This is a genomic window from Flagellimonas myxillae (assembly GCF_023502235.1).
Classification (GTDB): Bacteria; Bacteroidota; Bacteroidia; order Flavobacteriales; family Flavobacteriaceae; genus Flagellimonas; species Flagellimonas myxillae.
This window is the reverse complement of the sequence record NZ_JAMFLY010000003.1, coordinates 296,427-313,490: the sequence shown is the minus strand read 5'-3', so window position 1 is coordinate 313,490 and position 17,064 is coordinate 296,427. Positions and strand designations below refer to the sequence as shown.

The window sequence follows — 17,064 nt, the reverse complement described above, 5'->3', positions numbered from 1 at the left end:
ATAACATGAAAATAGCGATCATAGGAGCAGGGAATTTGGGCTTGGCCATTGCCAAAGGAATTTTGCATAGTAACGGGGCCACCAGTATGTACCTTACCAAGCGGAACACCAGCGCCATCAAAGAATTTGAAAAATATGGCAACGTTGTGGTCACCTCCGATAACCATGAGGCCGTTAAAAAATCTGATATCCTAATTTTTGCGGTTCAGCCCGGGCATTTTGCCAACATTTTGGACGATGTCAAAGACCTGCTCACAGAAAATCACGTGGTGATCAGTACCATTACCGGGTTTAGTATTTCCAAGATTGAGGAAATCGTGGGAGCTGATAAATTTATAGTTAGGAGCATGCCCAATACGGCCATTTCCGTAGGAAACTCCATGACCTGCATCTGCAGCAATGAACCTGGGAAAAAGCGTATAGAGCTTACCAAGGGAATTTTTAACCGAATGGGACATACCATGGAGATTCCTGAGGATTTGATGCAGGCCGCCACTGTGATTTGTGCCAGCGGAATTGCATTCTGGATGCGGCTGATAAGGGCAACCACCCAAGGAGCCATTCAACTAGGGTTCGATGCTAAAGAGGCCCAGGAACTAGCCATGCATACCTGTAATGGAGCTGCAAGTTTGCTTATCGATTCTGGGAGTCATCCCGAAGAGGAAATTGATCAGGTAACCACACCAAGAGGATGTACCATAGAAGGCCTGAACGAAATGGAACACCAAGGTTTAAGCTCTTCCTTGATCCGCGGAATTGTGACTTCATTTGAGAAAATAAACCAGATAAAAAAAGGATAGAACAAATCTAAGGTTTCAGGTTGAGCCAACGCTTTACGGTAGATAAGCCCTTGCAGGACCTAACCGACAAGACAACAAACCAAAATGAAATTATTTGATGTATACCCGCTGTATGATGTAACTCCGGTTTCGGCTAATGGTATCGAAGTTGTGGATGACAAGGGTCAAAAATATCTGGACTTTTATGGCGGGCACGCGGTAATCTCAATAGGGCATACCCACCCCCATTACGTAAATCGATTAAAGGAGCAACTGGATAAAATAGGTTTCTATAGCAATTCTATACAAAACCCCTTGCAACAAGAGCTTGCAGCAAAACTAGGTGTGTTGTCTGGGTGCGAAGATTTTAATCTTTTTATGTGCAATTCCGGGGCGGAAGCGAATGAAAATGCCTTAAAACTGGCCTCATTCCATACTGGAAAATCCAAGGTGATCGCTTTCAAAAATGGTTTTCATGGAAGAACCTCTGCAGCTGTGGCCACAACAGACAACCCGAGTATCAATGCGCCCCTCAACAAACAGCAGGAAGTAAGCTTTCTTCCATTCAACGACTTCGAGGCATTTGAAAAAACCATTGCCTCCGATGACTACTGCGCGGTTATTTTGGAACCCATTCAGGGGGTTGGTGGTTTGGATGAACCAACAACGGAATTCCTTCAATTTGTCGCAGAAAAATGCAAGGCTGAAAAGGTGGTTTTAATTGCAGACGAAGTGCAATGTGGCTTTGGACGGAGCGGAAAGTTCTTTGCATTCCAGCATCACGATATTCAGCCGGACATTATTACGATTGCCAAAGGGATGGGCAACGGCTTTCCAGTGGCCGGGGTGTTGGTGCATCAATTATTTGAAGCTTCTTACGGCATGCTGGGCACCACATTTGGTGGCAACCATCTGGCCTGTGCGGCTGTTTTGGCCGTTTTGGAAGTTATGGAACAGGAAAATTTAACCCAAAATGCGAAGGATATGGGAGCCTATTTCCTGAATAAATCCCAAGAAATTCCACAGGTAAAAAACGTAAAGGGAAGGGGGCTGATGTTAGGATTGGAATTTGATTTTGAAGTCGCCTCCCTGAGAAAAAATATGATTTACAACCAAAAAGTGTTCACTGGGGGAGCCAAGGACAAATTTGTATTGCGATTCCTGCCCGCCTTGAACATCAATACAAAACAAATTGACCAGTTTTTTGAAGCCTTAAAAGCCGAATTGTCATGAGTCTACTTTTGAATATTGAACAGCGAAATGCCGTTTTGGAGCGAATGGCCATTTTGGTCCAAGAGCAAGCCGGAAAATTAGTTGACGCCAATACCGAGGACCTTAATGCCTATAATGGAGAAGATTTGGCCATGGGGGACCGACTTAAGGTAGATGATGCCAAAGTCCAAGGGATGGTACAGTCTTTAATTGAACTAGCGTCCCAACCTGACCCAATTGGAGTGGAACGTTATGCGTTTGTGCATGACAACAATATGCAGGTAAGCAACAGGACGGCTCCCTTTGGGACCGTGATGATCATTTACGAATCCAGGCCCGATGTCACCATTGAAGCCGCCGGAATTGCTTTTAAATCGGGCAATAAAATACTATTAAAAGGAGGCAAGGAATCGTTGCGAAGCAATCTAGTGCTCGTTGACCTTTGGCATCAAGCTTTGGAAGAAAATGGGTGTTCCAAAGACTGGGTTACCTATTTGAACTATTCAAGACAAGAAACGCAAGCATTTTTGGCCAAGCCCAATCAAAAAATAGATTTGATCGTACCCAGGGGCGGGGAACGCCTGATCCAATTTGTAAAAGAACATGCCAAGTGCCCTGTAATTGTAAGTGGGCGTGGAAACAACTTTCTCTATGTTTCCAAATCGGCGGATACGGAAATGGCTACGGATATTATCTTGAACGCGAAAATTGCGAAAATCTCGGCCTGTAACGCCTTGGACAAGGTGCTGATTGACTCCGAATTGCCCAATAAGGACAACTTTGTTTCTGATTTGGTTGAACAACTGAAAAACAAAAAAGTCACGGTGTATGGGGACACCGTCATCTCAAAGCACGGAAACACCGAGCTAATTGCCGATGAAAATATCTGGGAAGAAGAGTTTTTGGATTATAAAATTGTCTTGGGCGAAACCGGAAGTTTGAATGAGGCCATTGACAAAATAAACACCCACAGTGGGGGGCATTCGGCAACCATAATCACAACAAATCAGGAGGAGGCCGAAACCTTTATGGAATCGGTGGATTCTGCTGCAGTCTACCACAACGCTTCAACCAGGTTTACGGATGGAGGACAATTTGGATTGGCAGGGGAACTGGCAATAAGCACGGATAAATTACATCAAAGAGGACCTATCGGTCTACAGCATTTAGTGACCAACAAATGGTACATAAAAGGCAACGGCCAAACAAGATGATGCAATGAAAAAGAGGGTTCTTATAAAAATCGGCTCCAATACACTCACCAAGGAAACCAATCAAATCTCCAGGGGGAAGATTGAAGACATTGGTAGGCAAATGGCATTATTGAAAGATGAATATGAGTTCATCTTGGTATCCTCTGGAGCCATAGCCACAGCAAAACAATTCGTTAAGCTCGAGCACAACGGTCAAGAAATCGATGTGAAACAAGCCTTGGCCGCTATCGGCCAACCCAGGTTGATGCATATTTTTCAAGAGAGTTTTCGGGAGTTGGGATTGTTTACCTCCCAATGCCTATTTTCCTATTCCGATTTGGAAAACGAAAACGCTAGGCTGAACATCAAGAACACCATCAATGTACTTTTGGCCAACGACGTGATTCCTATCATCAATGAAAATGATACGGTCGCGACTGAGGAGATCAAATTTGGTGACAACGATAAATTGGCCGCATTGACAGCAGCCTTCTTAAAGGTGGATCTATTGCTAATAGCCACCAACACCAATGGTATCTATACAAAAGAATCCTTGGACCAAAAGCAACCCGAGACCATCCACGAAGTGGATTCCATAACCGATTTGGAACAAGAAATCAGTAGCACAAAATCCGCCCATGGTACTGGGGGAATGCAATCTAAAATAGAAGCCGCTACCATTGCGCAACAAGCAGGAATAGAAACATGGATCGTAAACGGCCTGAATGACAATTTCATTATTGATAGTTTTCAGGACAAAATCCATTTTACAAAGATCAAGGCATGAAGCATTATTTGACCATAAACGATATTGGCAACCTTAAAGACAGTGTCTCGGAGGCCATCGAGCTGAAAAAAAACCCAACCCAATTCAAGTCCCTGGGAAAGGACAAAACCCTTTGTCTGCTCTTTTTCAATAACAGTCTGCGTACCCGATTGAGCACCCAGAAAGCTGCCATTAATTTGGGTATGGACGTAATGGTAATGAATTTTGGAAGCGAGGGCTGGCAATTGGAATTCGAGGATGGAACGGTGATGGACCAGGGCAAGGCAGAACACATCAAGGAAGCTGCCCAAGTGGTTTCCCAGTACTGCGATATTGTGGCCATTCGGGCCTTTGCCGGTTTGATGGACAAGGCTCAGGACGAAGCTGAAGTTGTTCTCAATGGCTTTACAAAATATGCCGATATTCCAGTTGTGAATATGGAGAGTTCGGTCGGACATCCCATGCAAGCATTGGCAGATGCCATTACCTTGGCGGAATTTGGCACCAAAGCAAAACCCAAGGTAGTTCTTTCTTGGGCGCCCCACCCTAGGGCACTGCCGCATGCCGTGGCCAACTCATTTGTGGAGATGATGAAACTACAAGAGGCCGAATTCGTAATCACCCATCCAGAAGGATATGAGCTCAATCCGGAAGTTACCCAAGGTTGTTCTATTGAACACGATCAAGAAAAAGCTTTGGAAAATGCTGATTTTGTTTATGTAAAAAATTGGAGCAGCTATACCGATTATGGCAGCGTTTTAAACCTTGATTCAAGCTGGTTGATGACCCAAGGGAAGCTTGGAGATGCCAAATTTATGCATTGCCTACCCGTGCGTAGAAATGTTGTGGTTGAAGATGCGGTACTGGACAGTGACCAATCCCTTGTGATAGAACAGGCCAACAATAGAACATTTTCGGCCCAGATTGTATTGAAAAAAATTCTTGAAAACCTATAGGCACATGGAAGCAAAGCTAAAAAACAAGGTCTGTATTGTAACCGGTGCCACAAGCGGCATGGGCAAGGCCATTGCAGAACTTTACCATGAGCAAGGGGCCAAGCTTGTACTCTCCGGACGGAATTTGGAACGCGGCAACCAACTGGCAAAACAGCTCGTAAACAGCATATTTGTTCCTGGTGATGTTGGTGATGCCACCTATAACCAAACCCTGGTGCAAACAGCGATAACTACATTTGGCCAATTGGATATTGTGGTATTGAACGCTGGCATTCTTGGGCTGGGAAATGTAGTTGACCTCCCTATAGAAACTTGGCATAAGACAATGGAAACCAATGTAAGTTCCATCTTCTACATGGCCAAATTCGCCATTCCGGTTTTGCAGGAACACGGAGGAAATTTACTGATCAATTCGTCGATAGCGGCCTTTAAGAGTTTTCCAAACCATCCTGCATATTGTGCCTCCAAAGCTGCTACCATAGGATTGATGAAACAATTGGCCGTGGAATATGCGCCAAATATCCGGGTAAATGCCATTTGCCCTGGACCGGTGGACACCCCCTTGATTTGGGATTCTGCCAAAGCATTCGATGAACCTGAAGCGGCCGTCGAAAATGCCAAAAACGCCACTTTGTTAAAACGATTGGGCAGCCCGGAAGATGTTGCCAAACTGGCACTTTTCTTGGTTTCGGAAGATGCATCTTGGATTACCGGAACGGCCATGACCATAGATGGAGGAATACTAAACGCTTAAAATGAAACAAAAACTATCCATAGTCAAAATCGGAGGGAACGTAATAGGTGACCCATCCCAACTTTCGCACTTGTTGGCACTTTTTTCCAAACTGGATGGAAACAAAATTTTGGTCCATGGAGGTGGAAAAAAAGCCACCGAAATTGGAAACAAATTGGGCATCGAAACCAAAATGACCAACGGACGTAGAATCACGGACGCAGCCAGTTTGGATGTGGCCATAATGGTCTACGGCGGGTTGGTCAGTAAGAAGATAGTGGCACAACTCCAGGCGCTAGGCACAAACGCCATTGGCATGAGTGGTGCCGATGCGAATGCCATTCTAGCGCATAAAAGACCTGTAAAAGAGGTGGATTTTGGATGGGTCGGGGATGTGGATTCGGTTGCGGCAGATAATCTATTTAAATTGCTTCAGGCAGGTTTTACACCCATTTTTTGTGCCTTGACCCATGATGGAAAAGGACAATTGTTCAACACCAATGCCGATACTATCGCTTCAGAACTTGCCATCGGCCTTTCCCAACAATTTGAAACTACCTTGTACTATTGTTTTGAAAAGAAAGGAGTGTTGCGCGATATTGAAGATGAGGATTCCGTAATACAAACCATCGATTCCAAAGCCTACAAATCTCTGTTGGAGGAAGGGGTAATTGCCGAAGGAATGCTTCCTAAAATGCACAACTGCTTCCATGCACTTCAAAATAGTGTGCAAAAAGTCTGTATTGGAGATAGTTCCATGCTCGAGAAAACCAACTCAAATTTTACGACCTTAACCCTATGAAAATCAATCAAGAGCTATTGACCCAAAAGGCTATTGAGCTATTAAAACAGCTCATCTCCATACAATCGTTTTCAGGCGAGGAGGATCAAACCGGGGATGCCATTGCAGCTTGGCTGCAAGGTTTTGGGGTGAAAACAGAACGGCAATTCAATAATATTTATGCATTCAACAAGCACTTTGATTCGAATAAGCCGACTTTGCTGCTCAATTCCCATCACGACACGGTAAAACCGAATAAAGCCTATACCCGTGACCCTTTTCTTCCTCATATCGAGGATGGTAAACTGTATGGATTGGGAAGCAATGATGCCGGGGGTTGCCTGGTTTCTCTTTTGGCCACCTTTGTCCAATTTTATGAGCTGGAGGGGTTAAACCATAATTTAATCATCGCTGCAACGGCGGAAGAAGAAAATGCTGGGGAAAAAAGTTTGCGGTCACTATTGACCATTCTTCCCCCTATTGATGTGGCCATTGTTGGGGAACCTACCTTGCTGGATCTCGCCATTGCGGAAAAAGGACTGGTCGTATTCGATGCCGTGGTGGAGGGCACCCCCTCACATGCCGCACACCCCAATACCAACAACTCCATTTATAATACTATTGATGTCTTAAACTGGTTCAAAGATTATTCTTTTGAAAAGGTTTCCGACGCTTTGGGCGAGGTAAAATTGACCGTGACCCAGATCAATGCGGGAAGCCAACACAATGTGGTGCCGGCCCAGGTGGATTTGGTGGTAGACGTACGGGTAAATGATCGCTATTCCAATCAGGAAATAGCAGCACTATTGGAAAAGGAAGCACCTTGCAAAATGACCCCACGTTCCCTTCGGTTGAATTCATCCGCGATAGATCCAGACCACAATTTGGTAAAAAGTGGCATTGCCCTAGGAAGAAAAACCTACGGTTCTCCGACCCTTTCGGACCAAGCAGCATTGAGTTGCCAATCCGTTAAATTGGGCCCTGGCGATAGTACCCGGTCGCATTCGGCCGATGAATTTATATATGTGAATGAAATTGAGGAGGGAATAGACCTCTATATCAAAATCCTGGAAGGATTTTTACAATAAAATTGAACTGTCTGTTCGAGCGCAGTCGAGAACACAATAATAAGATCCCATATTCATGGGAAGTACAAAAATGAAACTATGAAACTTTGGGACAAAGGATTTAGCACGGATAAAAAGATTGACCATTTTACCGTAGGCAATGACCGAGAATTGGATTTGCTCTTGGCAAAGTACGATGTAATGGCCTCCAAAGCACACGCCCAAATGTTGGGCAAGGTGGGACTGATCTCCAAGGAAGAGTCCGAAGCCTTGGTAAAAGAACTCAATGGTATTGCAAAATCTATCGAGGCTGGGCAATTTACCATTGAAGATGATTTTGAGGACATGCATTCCAAAATTGAGTTTCTACTTACTGAAAAGCTTGGTGACACGGGGAAGAAAATCCATACGGCCCGATCTAGAAACGACCAAGTGCTTGTAGCCATGCAACTTTACCTGAAACATGAGCTTTCCGAAATTTCTGCGGGCGCCAAGGATTTGTTCGATTTGCTGCTCGATTTGGCAAAAAAACACCAATCCGTGTTACTGCCAGGCTATACCCACCTTCAAATTGCCATGCCTTCCTCTTTCGGACTTTGGTTTTCTGCTTATGCGGAGAGTTTGGTCGACGACCTACAGTTTGTACAGGCCGCCTACAAAGTAGCCGACCAAAATCCTTTGGGAAGCGCAGCAGGCTATGGTAGTTCGTTCCCAATTGACCGAAGCTTTACCACCCAGGAAATGGGTTTTGAGACCATGAAATATAATGTGGTTGCCGCTCAAATGGGTCGAGGGAAAGTGGAAAAGGCCACTGCCTTTGGAATTTCAAGCGTAGCTGCCACCCTTTCCAAATTGGCGATGGACATCTGTTTGTACATGAGCCAAAATTTTGATTTTATCTCATTTCCAAATGAACTGACCACGGGCAGCAGCATTATGCCCCATAAGAAAAATCCGGATGTATTTGAGCTCATTCGAGCAAAATGCAATAAAATTCAGGCAGTACCCAACCAGCTCATCTTGATCACCAACAATCTACCGAGCGGCTATCACCGGGACCTGCAGTTGGTCAAAGAAGTAATCGTTCCCGCCATTCAGGATATAAAAGCTTGTCTGGAAATGATAAACTTTAGTCTAAAGGAAATCCAAGTGAACCCAACTATTTTGGATGACTCCAAGTACGATTATCTATTTAGCGTGGATACCTTAAACGAATTGGTCAAAAGTGGCATACCCTTCCGGGATGCCTACAAGACCATGGGACAAGCTATTGAAAATGGAAATTTTAAGCCCAAACGAGACATTGAGCATACCCATGAAGGGAGCTTGGGGAATTTGTGTTTGGAAGATATCCGGGGTAAAATGGAACAGCTGCTTGCCAAGTAGGCTCCCTTACCTTGACTTTATTTTTCTTAAGGTAGAGATAAGGATGTTCAGAAAATAAAACACCTGAACCAATACAAACAATACCAATCCAAAAAAGGACACAGTACTTACCCACATGGTCCATTGATATGTATTCGGGTTTGAATGGGATTCGTACCAATTTAACCCAAAACTTAAGGGGAAAAGCAAGGTAAAAACCAAATGAAGCCAGAACATCCATTTAATAATGGGTATACCCTTGAGCTTTAAAATCCAGTAACCCAAGCCGCAGAGTATAAACCAAGTTCCCAAAACGTTGTAGAGATGAGCATAGGCTATCACAAGGTAGGTGTCGTGGACATTAATGTCCAGGATTGAATCGGGATAAACCACGGTAAACAAGACCTGAAGTGCGATCAGGATAATCCCGAAGGACCAAAAAATCAAATGTGCTTTCTGATGTAATTGTTTGCTAATCACTTTATCTTCTTCGGATTTTTTGTCCTCCCATTTTATCGGATCCCTATGCGCCCGCGACATTACATAAATAAGGAAAATCTATCATTTTCGGAAAAAATACCCCATATCTGAAATTCTTCCAACAACAAAAAAAGGGAGCTGATACCACGGAGTTTCCTTTCTAAAGGAAATTTCCGAACTTCACTTGCCATAAGTCAAAAGGTTGTTACTATGAGATTTAGCTTGATTTTGGCAGTCAAAAAAATGACAATATGAAAGTATTTGCAAAACTGGTTTCAATTGTATGCTTCTGGATGTTGTCCAGTATTAATATAATGGCTCAAGAATCCGATTTGTACATTTTTGCTGGAGGAATGCTGGATGTTGAAACGGAACAAATCGAAAAAAACGTGTTGGTAACCATTAAGGGAAACAAAATTCTTGATGTCAAAACAAATCCCGATTTATCAACGCTAAAGAACTACCTTGACCTTTCCGATTATACACTCCTTCCTGGATTAATAGATTGTCATACCCATCTCGTTGGAAATTGGTATTTGGAAAATGAAGGATTTGATGTTTACACCCTGCCGGCTGCGACTTACGGTATACTCGGAACAGTAAATGCAAAGAAAACCTTGGAAGCAGGCTTTACCACCGTTAGGGATTTACATAGCTACTTTTACGGTGATGTTGCACTGAGGGACGCCATCAATAAAGGTTGGATAATTGGGCCAAGAATGTACGTTAGCGGTCCTGCACTTACCATAACTGGAGGACATGGGGCCTTTGGAAACTGGTTAAGTCCCCAAATTGAGTTTAGTGACAACCTTGTGAGTATTGCCGATGGTGTAGATGAAGTAAGAAAAGAGACACGAAAGCATTTAAAATACAGAGTTGACTGGATAAAGGTTTTTGCCACCGGAGGTTTCGGTTCTTACGGAACAAAACCCGGAGCAGCCTCGTATACCATCGAGGAACTAAAAGCTGCTGTAGATGAAGCCAACAAAAGAGGAATTAAAGTCGCTGCGCATGCCCATGGTGCCGAAGGAATTAAAAATGCCCTTCGAGCTGGGGCTACCTCCATTGAGCATGCGACCTTCTTGGATGACGAAGCCATAGCCCTTTTACTTCAACAAAAGGCTTATTTATCTATGGATTTGTTGTCAGCTTATTTTGAGTTGATTGAGAAAAATGAGGATTTTAGTGGTAAAGATCTTGATGGGAATAACAGTGAAATGTTTGCTTCCATATTGGAAACATTCTCCAAGGCTTACAAAAAGGGTGTAAAAATGGTATTTGCAACAGATGCCGGGATTTATCCCCATGGTAGAAATGCCGAGCAATTTTCTTTTATGAAAAAGGCCGGGATGACCGAAATTGACATTATTAAGAGCGCAACAATTACTGCCGCTGAACTACTTGGTGTGAAAGACCAGCTGGGAAGTATTGATAAGAACAAACTAGCAGATATTATTGCAGTTAAGGGAAATCCATTATCCGATATAAAACTGTTGGAAACTATCCCCTTTGTGATGAAGGATGGTAAAATTTACAAGCATGAAAAATAAGCTTGCCTATCACGAATAAATACTGAAAAAAGCAGGATTACCGTATCATCTTCAAATTCACCACTTCTTGCTCGGTCAAATGGCGCCAGTGCCCACGGGGAAGGTCTTTTTTGGTAAGCCCAGCAAAAATAACCCTGTCCAATTTGGTCACATCATAACCCAAATGTTCAAAAATTCGGCGTACAATCCGGTTACGACCACTATGGATTTGAACTCCAACCTCTCTTTTTGGGGCCCCTTGGATATAGCTCACATCATCAACCTGTACACTTCCATCCTCAAGCTCAAGGCCTTCCTCAATCTTTCGTAAGTCGGCCAATGCAAGATTTTTGTCCAAATGGACGTGGTAAATCTTACGTACCCCGTGGGTAGGATGGGTCAACTTTTTAGTAAGATCTCCATCGTTGGTGAACAACAGCAGACCCGTAGTATTCCTATCCAATCTCCCAACAGGCAACAACCTATTGTTTGATGCACTGGAAATCAATTCCATTACCGTGCGCCTTCCTTTTTCGTCGTTTGTGGTGGTGATAAAGTTTTTGGGCTTGTTCAAAAGGATATACTCTTTTTTCTCTGGGTTGAGTCTTCGCCCATCAAAACGTACATCATCCGTAAGTTTTACTTTGTAACCCATTTCGGTGATGACTTTTCCGTTGACAGAAACGCTACCTGCTGCTATATAGGTGTCGGCCTCCCTTCGCGAACAGATACCAGCATTGGCTATGTAACGGTTCAGCCGAATTTCATCTGGATTGGATCTTTTGGGTGGGGTATTCGCTTTAGGCTTTGAACCATACTTTTTGGGGTATTGCTTTTTCTGGTTTCGCCCAGTATTTTGGGAAGGTTTCCTATTTCGCGGATTGTCTGATTTCGCCATCAGTCGTAAATTTTTTGCAAAAATAGTGTTTTATATCACCTCGAGCGCAGTCGAGAGATCACTAAATGTCCAAATCCTAGAAAAGTCTCGACTGCGCTCGACCTGAAATCTTCAGAAGAAGCATTACTAATTCTTAATCTCAACCGTGGATTGTCGTTCCCGGTTGACGATCAGCTTGGTAACATCGGGTCTGGAATAGTGCCCTACGGGATCAAAGTTTTGCCTTTCTTCATAGACCCGGTTAACATCAAGGATTTCATAAATTATTCCTTCTTTGTCAACAACGGGTTCCACAATCCATTCCCCATCGGGGCCTGCGATACAGCTACCACCATTTGCCAAAACCTTGGGCGCTTTTTTGAGAATTTCTCCCAAATGTGGCGTATGTTCTGGAAAGTCGGAAGTAGTCATCAAGGACGAAACCGAGATGACATAACTCCTGGATTCCCGGGCAATAAATCGTGTAATATCCTTAGTATTATGGAGCCCTCCTGGCCAGACGGCCACATGCAAATTTTCTCCTTGACCGTACAGAGCCGTCCTAGGTAAGGGCATCCAATTCTCCCAACAATTAAGTCCCCCAACCGTGAATTGTTTTAGGGGATGCACCTGCAATCCATTCCCATCACCTGGGGCCCAAGTCAAGCGTTCGTCGTAGGTGGGCTGTAGTTTTCGATGCGCCGATTTAATCACTCCCTTTTGGTCGATATAGACCAGGGAGCAATACAGACTATGTCCACCCCTGTCCTTGGCACGTTCCATCATTCCCAAATACAGAGCCATGTTGTTTTCCTTGGCCAAAGCACAGATGGAATCCAGCTCCCCTGTTTCAATTTGAATAGAATTTCTTGCGTAATGGGCGTGCAATTCCTTATTGACTTTCAAATCCCACGCTGCACCTTCGGTATGGGCCAACCAGAAGGGATATCCCGGAAGAAATGCTTCTCCAAAAACTATCAGTTCAGCCCTTTCTTTGGCCGCTGCTTGTATCGAAGCCTCAATTTTTTGAATGGTCGCTCGCTTGTCCAACCAAACTGGGGCAATTTGGGCCAAGGCCACTTTTAGATGATTCTCCATTACAAAATTCGATTTATCACCAAGTCCACATCAATCAATAAAATGCTAAAAACTCCTGCTACAATGATGAACTTTAAAATGTTGTGCAACCAAACATAATGTTTTTTACCCTTGGCCCTCCACAACAGTAGAATAAATAAACCCAAGAGCACTATGCACGCTATAAAATACAGATACATATAACCCACATCGAAGGTTTTGATCAATAGTAACGCAGGAATCAGGGTAAGTACAATCAGGAACCCGATGAGGACTTTGGACACATTGGGCCCATATAGAATTGGAATGGTCTTGTAGTTCTGCGCCATGTCCCCGGCCATATTTTCAAGGTCCTTGATCATTTCCCGGGCCAAAATCAACAAGAACAGAAAGAGGGCATGTACGAAAATTACAGTCTCAAAATTCCGATAGTACACAAAAACCACAAAGAAGGGTGCAATGGCCAAGGAAGCCGATATCAGGTTGCCCAGAAATGGAACCCGCTTTAGTTTATGGGAGTATAACCAAATTCCAAAAATGTAGCTGGAAAAGAACAAAACTGCCCTAAACGAAATGTAGCTCGCCGCCAACACGGCCAAAAAATTGAGGATAAAATAGGTAGTGAGTTTAAACCGTTGACTCACCAACCTATCGAGCATACTCTTCCTTGGTTTGTTGATCAAGTCCTTTTCCGCATCGTAAAAGTTGTTGATTATATACCCGCTTGCTATGACCAATGCAGAGGCGGTTACGATCAAAAAAAGGTTCAGGTCCAACACAACTTCCGGCAATCGGGTCTGTGGAGAAAGAATAAAAATGGAAGCCAAGTATTGGGCCAGGGTAATGACCAAGATGTTATACCCGCGAACAACAGAAAATAAACTCAATAGCTTAAAAAGCAGGAGTTTGTTTTTTCTACTAAGCATGGTTGTGGTTAGAAGTTGTAAACAACTTCCAGATTGTATCCTTTGAGCGCTTTTTTGGCCTTATCCAAATCTTGGGTAAAGCCCAATATATAACCTCCTCCTCCAGAACCACAAAGCTTAAGATAATAATCGTTGGTTTCTATGCCCTGCTGCCAAAGTTTGTGGAACTTGGCTGGAATCATGGGTTTAAAGTTATCTAGGACCACGTGGGACAACTGCTTGATGTTGCCGAAGAGGGATTTAATATTCCCATTTAGGAAATCTTCCACACAAGCATCGGTATGTTTTACGAACTGATCCTTGATCATACTACGGAATCCTTCCTGCTTCATCTTTTCCATAAAAATCTGGACCATGGGAGCGGTTTCCCCGGTTATTCCACTATCCAATAAAAAAACAGCCCCCTTTCCCTCAGTATTTTGGGAAGGTATACTGGTCGATTCAATATTGTCTTTGGAATTGATCAGAATGGGCAAGCTCAAATAACTGTTCAGTGGGTCAAGCCCAGAGGACTTTCCATGAAAAAATGACTCCATCAAACCAAAAATGGTTTTGAGTTTCAACAACTTTTCACGGGTAAGGTTTTCGAGAACGGTGATTTTATTAGTGGCATACTTATCATAAATAGCGGCGACAAGTGCCCCACTACTTCCAATGCCGTAGCCCTGGGGAATGGAACTGTCAAAATACATCCCATTGGCCACATCCTTGTCCAAGGAATCCAAATCGAAAGAGACCAAGCCTTTTTCATTTTTTTCAAGTTCCCTCAGATAACCCACATAGGCCTTTAAACCTGCATTCGACTGCTTGGCAGAGGCCGAAAGGTTTTGATCCGTCTTTAGGGCACCTTTGAAAAAATTGTAGGGAATGGAAAGTCCCTTGGAATCTTTGATGATTCCGTACTCCCCAAACAATAAAATCTTAGAATAAAATAATGGTCCTTTCATTAGAATAACTAAAATACTAAATTTTGTTTAATTAAAACTAAATGTCGTTAAACAAAACGTGTGTTTTAGGTTTAATTTCCTTTTTATCAGGATTTTCAAGACAAATAACGCTAAAAATTTCGCTTGATTACCTCTTTGGTGCGATTAATTTTTTGGCTCCTTGTCCTATTCGGTCACAAATATAGTGCCCGTTTTCACAGTGGGCAACCAATTCATCCTGAATGAATTGTATGGCCTGCTCCTTATAAGATTCGGGATAGAGCACATGTACGTTGGCCCCGGCATCCAAAGTAAAACAGATGGGAACTCCTGATTCTTCCCGGAATCGCCAAATTTTGTTGATAATCTCCATGGTATCGGGTTTCATCAGCATAAAATAGGGTAGACTTGTCATCATCATGGCATGTAGGGTCAACGCTTCACTTTCCACAAGCTTTACAAAACCATCTAAATCCCCGGATGCAAAAATGCCTTTCAACTTGTCCAAATGGTCATGTGCCTGCGCAAACCGGCTTTCCGCATACGGGTGTCCGTGCATCAGATTGTGACCAACCGAACTGCTTACCTGCTTTTGTCCTTTGTGCACAAGTAAAATGGTATCGTGATACTTTTGGAAAACAGGATGAACGGCAAACGGATATTTGATTCCATACAAATTAGAACTTTCTTCCAATCCCGAATGACTTCCCCACTGAATCAGGTCTCCTTCTATACTTCGGCAGGCACTACCAGAACCCAACCTTGCAAGGAAGGATGCTTTTCTGTTGAAATAGGCATCATCCATCTTCAAATCCATCTGCCTTTCCATGTCCACCAAACACAACGACAGCGCTGCCATACCACTAGCCGATGAGGCAATGCCGCTACTATGTGGAAATGAATTGGAAGTTTCGATGGAAAAATGATACTCTTTTACAAATGGAACATAAGGTGCTACACGCTCCAAGAACGCCTTGATCTTTGGTTTAAAATCTTCCTTTGGCTTTCCGTCCAAGAACAGGTCAAATGAAAAATCGGAAGTGGGCAATCTATTTTGAAAGGAAAGTTTTGTTGTTGTCGCACAAGCATCCAAAGTGAAACTTATGGATGGGTTGGCCGGAATTTGGTTTTCCTTTTTGCCCCAATATTTGACCAAGGCTATATTACTTGGGGCCTTCCAAATTACGCTTCCGGTTTCCGGGAGAACCCCATTTGATTTTGGCAGAAAATCCTTTTCAACCATTTATAAACTTTTGCGCAAAGATAAGGTAGTGTGGGAGGTTCCAAAGTTATGGAGTTAAATAAATTCTTATTTTAGAGGGAACGCACTTGCCATGAAGAAAAGATTGACCTACATATCCATAGCTGTCCTCGTCTGTCTATTTATAGGTTTTTTATCAAGTTTTGCTACGCAAAGTTCTGTTAACGATTGGTATGCCGGGTTGAACAAGCCCAGTTTTAACCCCCCTAATTGGATTTTTTTTCCTGTCTGGACCACCTTGTACATCCTCATGGGCATTGCCGCAGGAATAGTCTGGTCTAAGGGATTCCATCATATTTGGGTCAAGACCGCCTTGTACCATTTTGGGTTCCAGTTGCTGTTCAATGCCCTTTGGAGCATTGTGTTTTTTGGGCTTAAAAATCCTTTTTGGTCCTTTTTGGTGATTCTGGTGCTCCTAACCCTGATCATGCTGACCATAAAGTGGTTTCGTGTGGTGAGCAAATTGGCCTCATTTTTACTCATCCCCTATCTTTTATGGGTATGTTTTGCCACGCTGCTCAATTATAAAATTTGGGAATTGAACTAGGAATCTGCCATTTCCAACAATTTCTTCATGGTCCTTAGATTCCGCGCCGTAGCTTCTACCTTCAATTTTCGTTCAACTAAATTGTTGCTGAGTTTGGCTTTGCCATATCCGGTTTTACAACACAAATAAACGCACCGGTCCGTAATATGGAAATCCTCATTTTCAAACTTTTCTTGATTGAAACTTTCCACCCTTTCAGATTCCGGCGGATTTTTAAGGAGCACAAAATATAGGCTCTTTTCCTCTTCCGATGCAAAGGGATTATTATTTATAATCTCGTCAATTTCATCCGTTGTCAGGGCCAAGGTGGGTACATCAAAACCAAAATCCTTTAATATGGATTGCTGAACCAACTGTTCCACAGACTTGAGATCCAGATGGTCGCTCCTACATATAATATTTCCACTTTGAATATAGGTGTGCACTTCCCCAAATCCCTTTAGGTGGAGGCTCTCCCTCAAATCGGCCATTCGTATCTTCTTTTGACCGCCAACATTGATTCCCCGAAGCAGGACAATAAAAGTTTTCATTTTCTTAGTATTCAATTCGAAACTACACAGATTTATTTTAGTAAATTCAGGGACATCAA

The 17,064-nt window shown here is 43.2% G+C and carries 18 protein-coding genes; 11 read left to right on the top strand and 7 right to left on the bottom strand.

Features of this window, described 5'->3' with window-relative positions:
- The first annotated feature begins 5 nt into the window (after positions 1-5).
- The 9 genes from proC (at position 6) to argH (ending at position 8,873) form a co-directional block, all read left to right on the top strand.
- A complete protein-coding gene (gene proC / locus M3P07_RS14080; RefSeq protein ID WP_249970570.1) occupies positions 6-800 on the top strand; it encodes a pyrroline-5-carboxylate reductase in 795 nt (264 codons plus the stop codon).
- 84 nt (positions 801-884) lie between these two features.
- Positions 885-2,012 (top strand): aspartate aminotransferase family protein, encoded by a 1,128-nt coding sequence (locus tag M3P07_RS14075; protein WP_249970569.1) that lies wholly within the window; start codon positions 885-887, stop codon positions 2,010-2,012.
- A complete protein-coding gene (locus tag M3P07_RS14070; protein WP_249970568.1) occupies positions 2,009-3,205 on the top strand; it encodes a glutamate-5-semialdehyde dehydrogenase in 1,197 nt (398 codons plus the stop codon). Before M3P07_RS14075 ends, M3P07_RS14070 begins: the two co-directional genes overlap by 4 nt.
- A 4-nt stretch (positions 3,206-3,209) precedes the next feature.
- Positions 3,210-3,971: a glutamate 5-kinase gene (proB, locus tag M3P07_RS14065; protein ID WP_249970567.1), complete on the top strand. Its 762-nt coding sequence runs from the start codon at positions 3,210-3,212 to the stop codon at positions 3,969-3,971.
- Positions 3,968-4,906, top strand: a complete 939-nt coding sequence (locus M3P07_RS14060) for a Rossmann-fold NAD(P)-binding domain-containing protein (RefSeq protein WP_249970566.1) — start codon at positions 3,968-3,970, stop codon at positions 4,904-4,906. The genes proB and M3P07_RS14060 overlap by 4 nt, the downstream gene beginning before the upstream one ends.
- 4 nt (positions 4,907-4,910) lie before the next feature.
- Positions 4,911-5,660: an SDR family NAD(P)-dependent oxidoreductase gene (locus M3P07_RS14055; RefSeq protein WP_249970565.1), complete on the top strand. Its 750-nt coding sequence runs from the start codon at positions 4,911-4,913 to the stop codon at positions 5,658-5,660.
- A gap of 1 nt (position 5,661) precedes the next feature.
- Positions 5,662-6,441 carry an acetylglutamate kinase gene (gene argB / locus M3P07_RS14050; protein ID WP_249970564.1) on the top strand — a complete coding sequence of 260 codons (780 nt, stop codon included), beginning with the start codon at positions 5,662-5,664 and terminating at the stop codon, positions 6,439-6,441.
- Positions 6,438-7,508, top strand: coding sequence for a M20 family metallo-hydrolase (locus M3P07_RS14045; protein ID WP_249970563.1), 1,071 nt, complete (start codon positions 6,438-6,440; stop codon positions 7,506-7,508). The genes argB and M3P07_RS14045 overlap by 4 nt, the downstream gene beginning before the upstream one ends.
- 78 nt (positions 7,509-7,586) lie before the next feature.
- The gene (argH, locus tag M3P07_RS14040; RefSeq protein WP_249970562.1) at positions 7,587-8,873 is read left to right on the top strand and encodes an argininosuccinate lyase; all 1,287 of its coding nucleotides are present in this window, start codon (positions 7,587-7,589) and stop codon (positions 8,871-8,873) included.
- A 6-nt stretch (positions 8,874-8,879) separates the two neighbouring features.
- On the opposite strand, the gene M3P07_RS14035 is transcribed toward argH, so the two are convergent.
- Entirely contained in the window at positions 8,880-9,392 is a 513-nt protein-coding gene (locus M3P07_RS14035; protein ID WP_249970561.1) for a heme-copper oxidase family protein, read from the bottom strand.
- A 191-nt stretch (positions 9,393-9,583) separates the two neighbouring features.
- Here M3P07_RS14035 and M3P07_RS14030 point away from each other — a divergent pair, with 191 nt between their 5' ends.
- A complete protein-coding gene (locus M3P07_RS14030; protein WP_249970560.1) occupies positions 9,584-10,882 on the top strand; it encodes a metal-dependent hydrolase family protein in 1,299 nt (432 codons plus the stop codon).
- Between the two features lie 37 nt (positions 10,883-10,919).
- On the opposite strand, the gene M3P07_RS14025 is transcribed toward M3P07_RS14030, so the two are convergent.
- The 5 genes from M3P07_RS14025 to M3P07_RS14005 all read right to left on the bottom strand — a co-directional run bounded on the left by M3P07_RS14025 (position 10,920) and on the right by M3P07_RS14005 (position 15,910).
- Positions 10,920-11,759 (bottom strand): pseudouridine synthase, encoded by an 840-nt coding sequence (locus tag M3P07_RS14025; protein WP_249970559.1) that lies wholly within the window; start codon positions 11,757-11,759, stop codon positions 10,920-10,922.
- Between the two features lie 126 nt (positions 11,760-11,885).
- A complete protein-coding gene (locus M3P07_RS14020) occupies positions 11,886-12,836 on the bottom strand; it encodes a carbon-nitrogen hydrolase family protein (RefSeq protein WP_249970558.1) in 951 nt (316 codons plus the stop codon).
- The gene (locus tag M3P07_RS14015) at positions 12,836-13,741 is read right to left on the bottom strand and encodes a geranylgeranylglycerol-phosphate geranylgeranyltransferase (protein ID WP_249970557.1); all 906 of its coding nucleotides are present in this window, start codon (positions 13,739-13,741) and stop codon (positions 12,836-12,838) included. The genes M3P07_RS14020 and M3P07_RS14015 overlap by 1 nt, the downstream gene beginning before the upstream one ends.
- An 8-nt stretch (positions 13,742-13,749) precedes the next feature.
- Positions 13,750-14,688, bottom strand: coding sequence for a mevalonate kinase family protein (locus M3P07_RS14010; RefSeq protein ID WP_249970556.1), 939 nt, complete (start codon positions 14,686-14,688; stop codon positions 13,750-13,752).
- A gap of 127 nt (positions 14,689-14,815) precedes the next feature.
- A complete protein-coding gene (locus M3P07_RS14005) occupies positions 14,816-15,910 on the bottom strand; it encodes a diphosphomevalonate decarboxylase (protein ID WP_249970555.1) in 1,095 nt (364 codons plus the stop codon).
- 91 nt (positions 15,911-16,001) lie between these two features.
- Here M3P07_RS14005 and M3P07_RS14000 point away from each other — a divergent pair, with 91 nt between their 5' ends.
- Entirely contained in the window at positions 16,002-16,475 is a 474-nt protein-coding gene (locus tag M3P07_RS14000; protein WP_249970554.1) for a TspO/MBR family protein, read from the top strand.
- Here M3P07_RS14000 and M3P07_RS13995 read toward each other — a convergent pair.
- Positions 16,472-17,005: a DUF1697 domain-containing protein gene (locus M3P07_RS13995; RefSeq protein ID WP_249970553.1), complete on the bottom strand. Its 534-nt coding sequence runs from the start codon at positions 17,003-17,005 to the stop codon at positions 16,472-16,474. The two genes, M3P07_RS14000 and M3P07_RS13995, sit on opposite strands and share 4 nt — an antisense overlap.
- Positions 17,006-17,064: the final 59 nt, after the last annotated feature.

Excerpts from the sequence above, each read along its gene's own strand:
- proC (WP_249970570.1), top strand. The coding sequence starts at position 6 with ATGAAAATAGCGATCATAGGAGCAGGGAATTTGGGCTTGGCCATTGCC.
- M3P07_RS14075 (WP_249970569.1), top strand. The coding sequence starts at position 885 with ATGAAATTATTTGATGTATACCCGCTGTATGATGTAACTCCGGTTTCG.
- M3P07_RS14070 (WP_249970568.1), top strand. The coding sequence starts at position 2,009 with ATGAGTCTACTTTTGAATATTGAACAGCGAAATGCCGTTTTGGAGCGA.
- proB (WP_249970567.1), top strand. The coding sequence starts at position 3,210 with ATGAAAAAGAGGGTTCTTATAAAAATCGGCTCCAATACACTCACCAAG.
- M3P07_RS14060 (WP_249970566.1), top strand. The coding sequence starts at position 3,968 with ATGAAGCATTATTTGACCATAAACGATATTGGCAACCTTAAAGACAGT.
- M3P07_RS14055 (WP_249970565.1), top strand. The coding sequence starts at position 4,911 with ATGGAAGCAAAGCTAAAAAACAAGGTCTGTATTGTAACCGGTGCCACA.
- argB (WP_249970564.1), top strand. The coding sequence starts at position 5,662 with ATGAAACAAAAACTATCCATAGTCAAAATCGGAGGGAACGTAATAGGT.
- M3P07_RS14045 (WP_249970563.1), top strand. The coding sequence starts at position 6,438 with ATGAAAATCAATCAAGAGCTATTGACCCAAAAGGCTATTGAGCTATTA.
- argH (WP_249970562.1), top strand. The coding sequence starts at position 7,587 with ATGAAACTTTGGGACAAAGGATTTAGCACGGATAAAAAGATTGACCAT.
- M3P07_RS14035 (WP_249970561.1), bottom strand. The coding sequence starts at position 9,392 with ATGTCGCGGGCGCATAGGGATCCGATAAAATGGGAGGACAAAAAATCC.
- M3P07_RS14030 (WP_249970560.1), top strand. The coding sequence starts at position 9,584 with ATGAAAGTATTTGCAAAACTGGTTTCAATTGTATGCTTCTGGATGTTG.
- M3P07_RS14025 (WP_249970559.1), bottom strand. The coding sequence starts at position 11,759 with ATGGCGAAATCAGACAATCCGCGAAATAGGAAACCTTCCCAAAATACT.
- M3P07_RS14020 (WP_249970558.1), bottom strand. The coding sequence starts at position 12,836 with ATGGAGAATCATCTAAAAGTGGCCTTGGCCCAAATTGCCCCAGTTTGG.
- M3P07_RS14015 (WP_249970557.1), bottom strand. The coding sequence starts at position 13,741 with ATGCTTAGTAGAAAAAACAAACTCCTGCTTTTTAAGCTATTGAGTTTA.
- M3P07_RS14010 (WP_249970556.1), bottom strand. The coding sequence starts at position 14,688 with ATGAAAGGACCATTATTTTATTCTAAGATTTTATTGTTTGGGGAGTAC.
- M3P07_RS14005 (WP_249970555.1), bottom strand. The coding sequence starts at position 15,910 with ATGGTTGAAAAGGATTTTCTGCCAAAATCAAATGGGGTTCTCCCGGAA.
- M3P07_RS14000 (WP_249970554.1), top strand. The coding sequence starts at position 16,002 with ATGAAGAAAAGATTGACCTACATATCCATAGCTGTCCTCGTCTGTCTA.
- M3P07_RS13995 (WP_249970553.1), bottom strand. The coding sequence starts at position 17,005 with ATGAAAACTTTTATTGTCCTGCTTCGGGGAATCAATGTTGGCGGTCAA.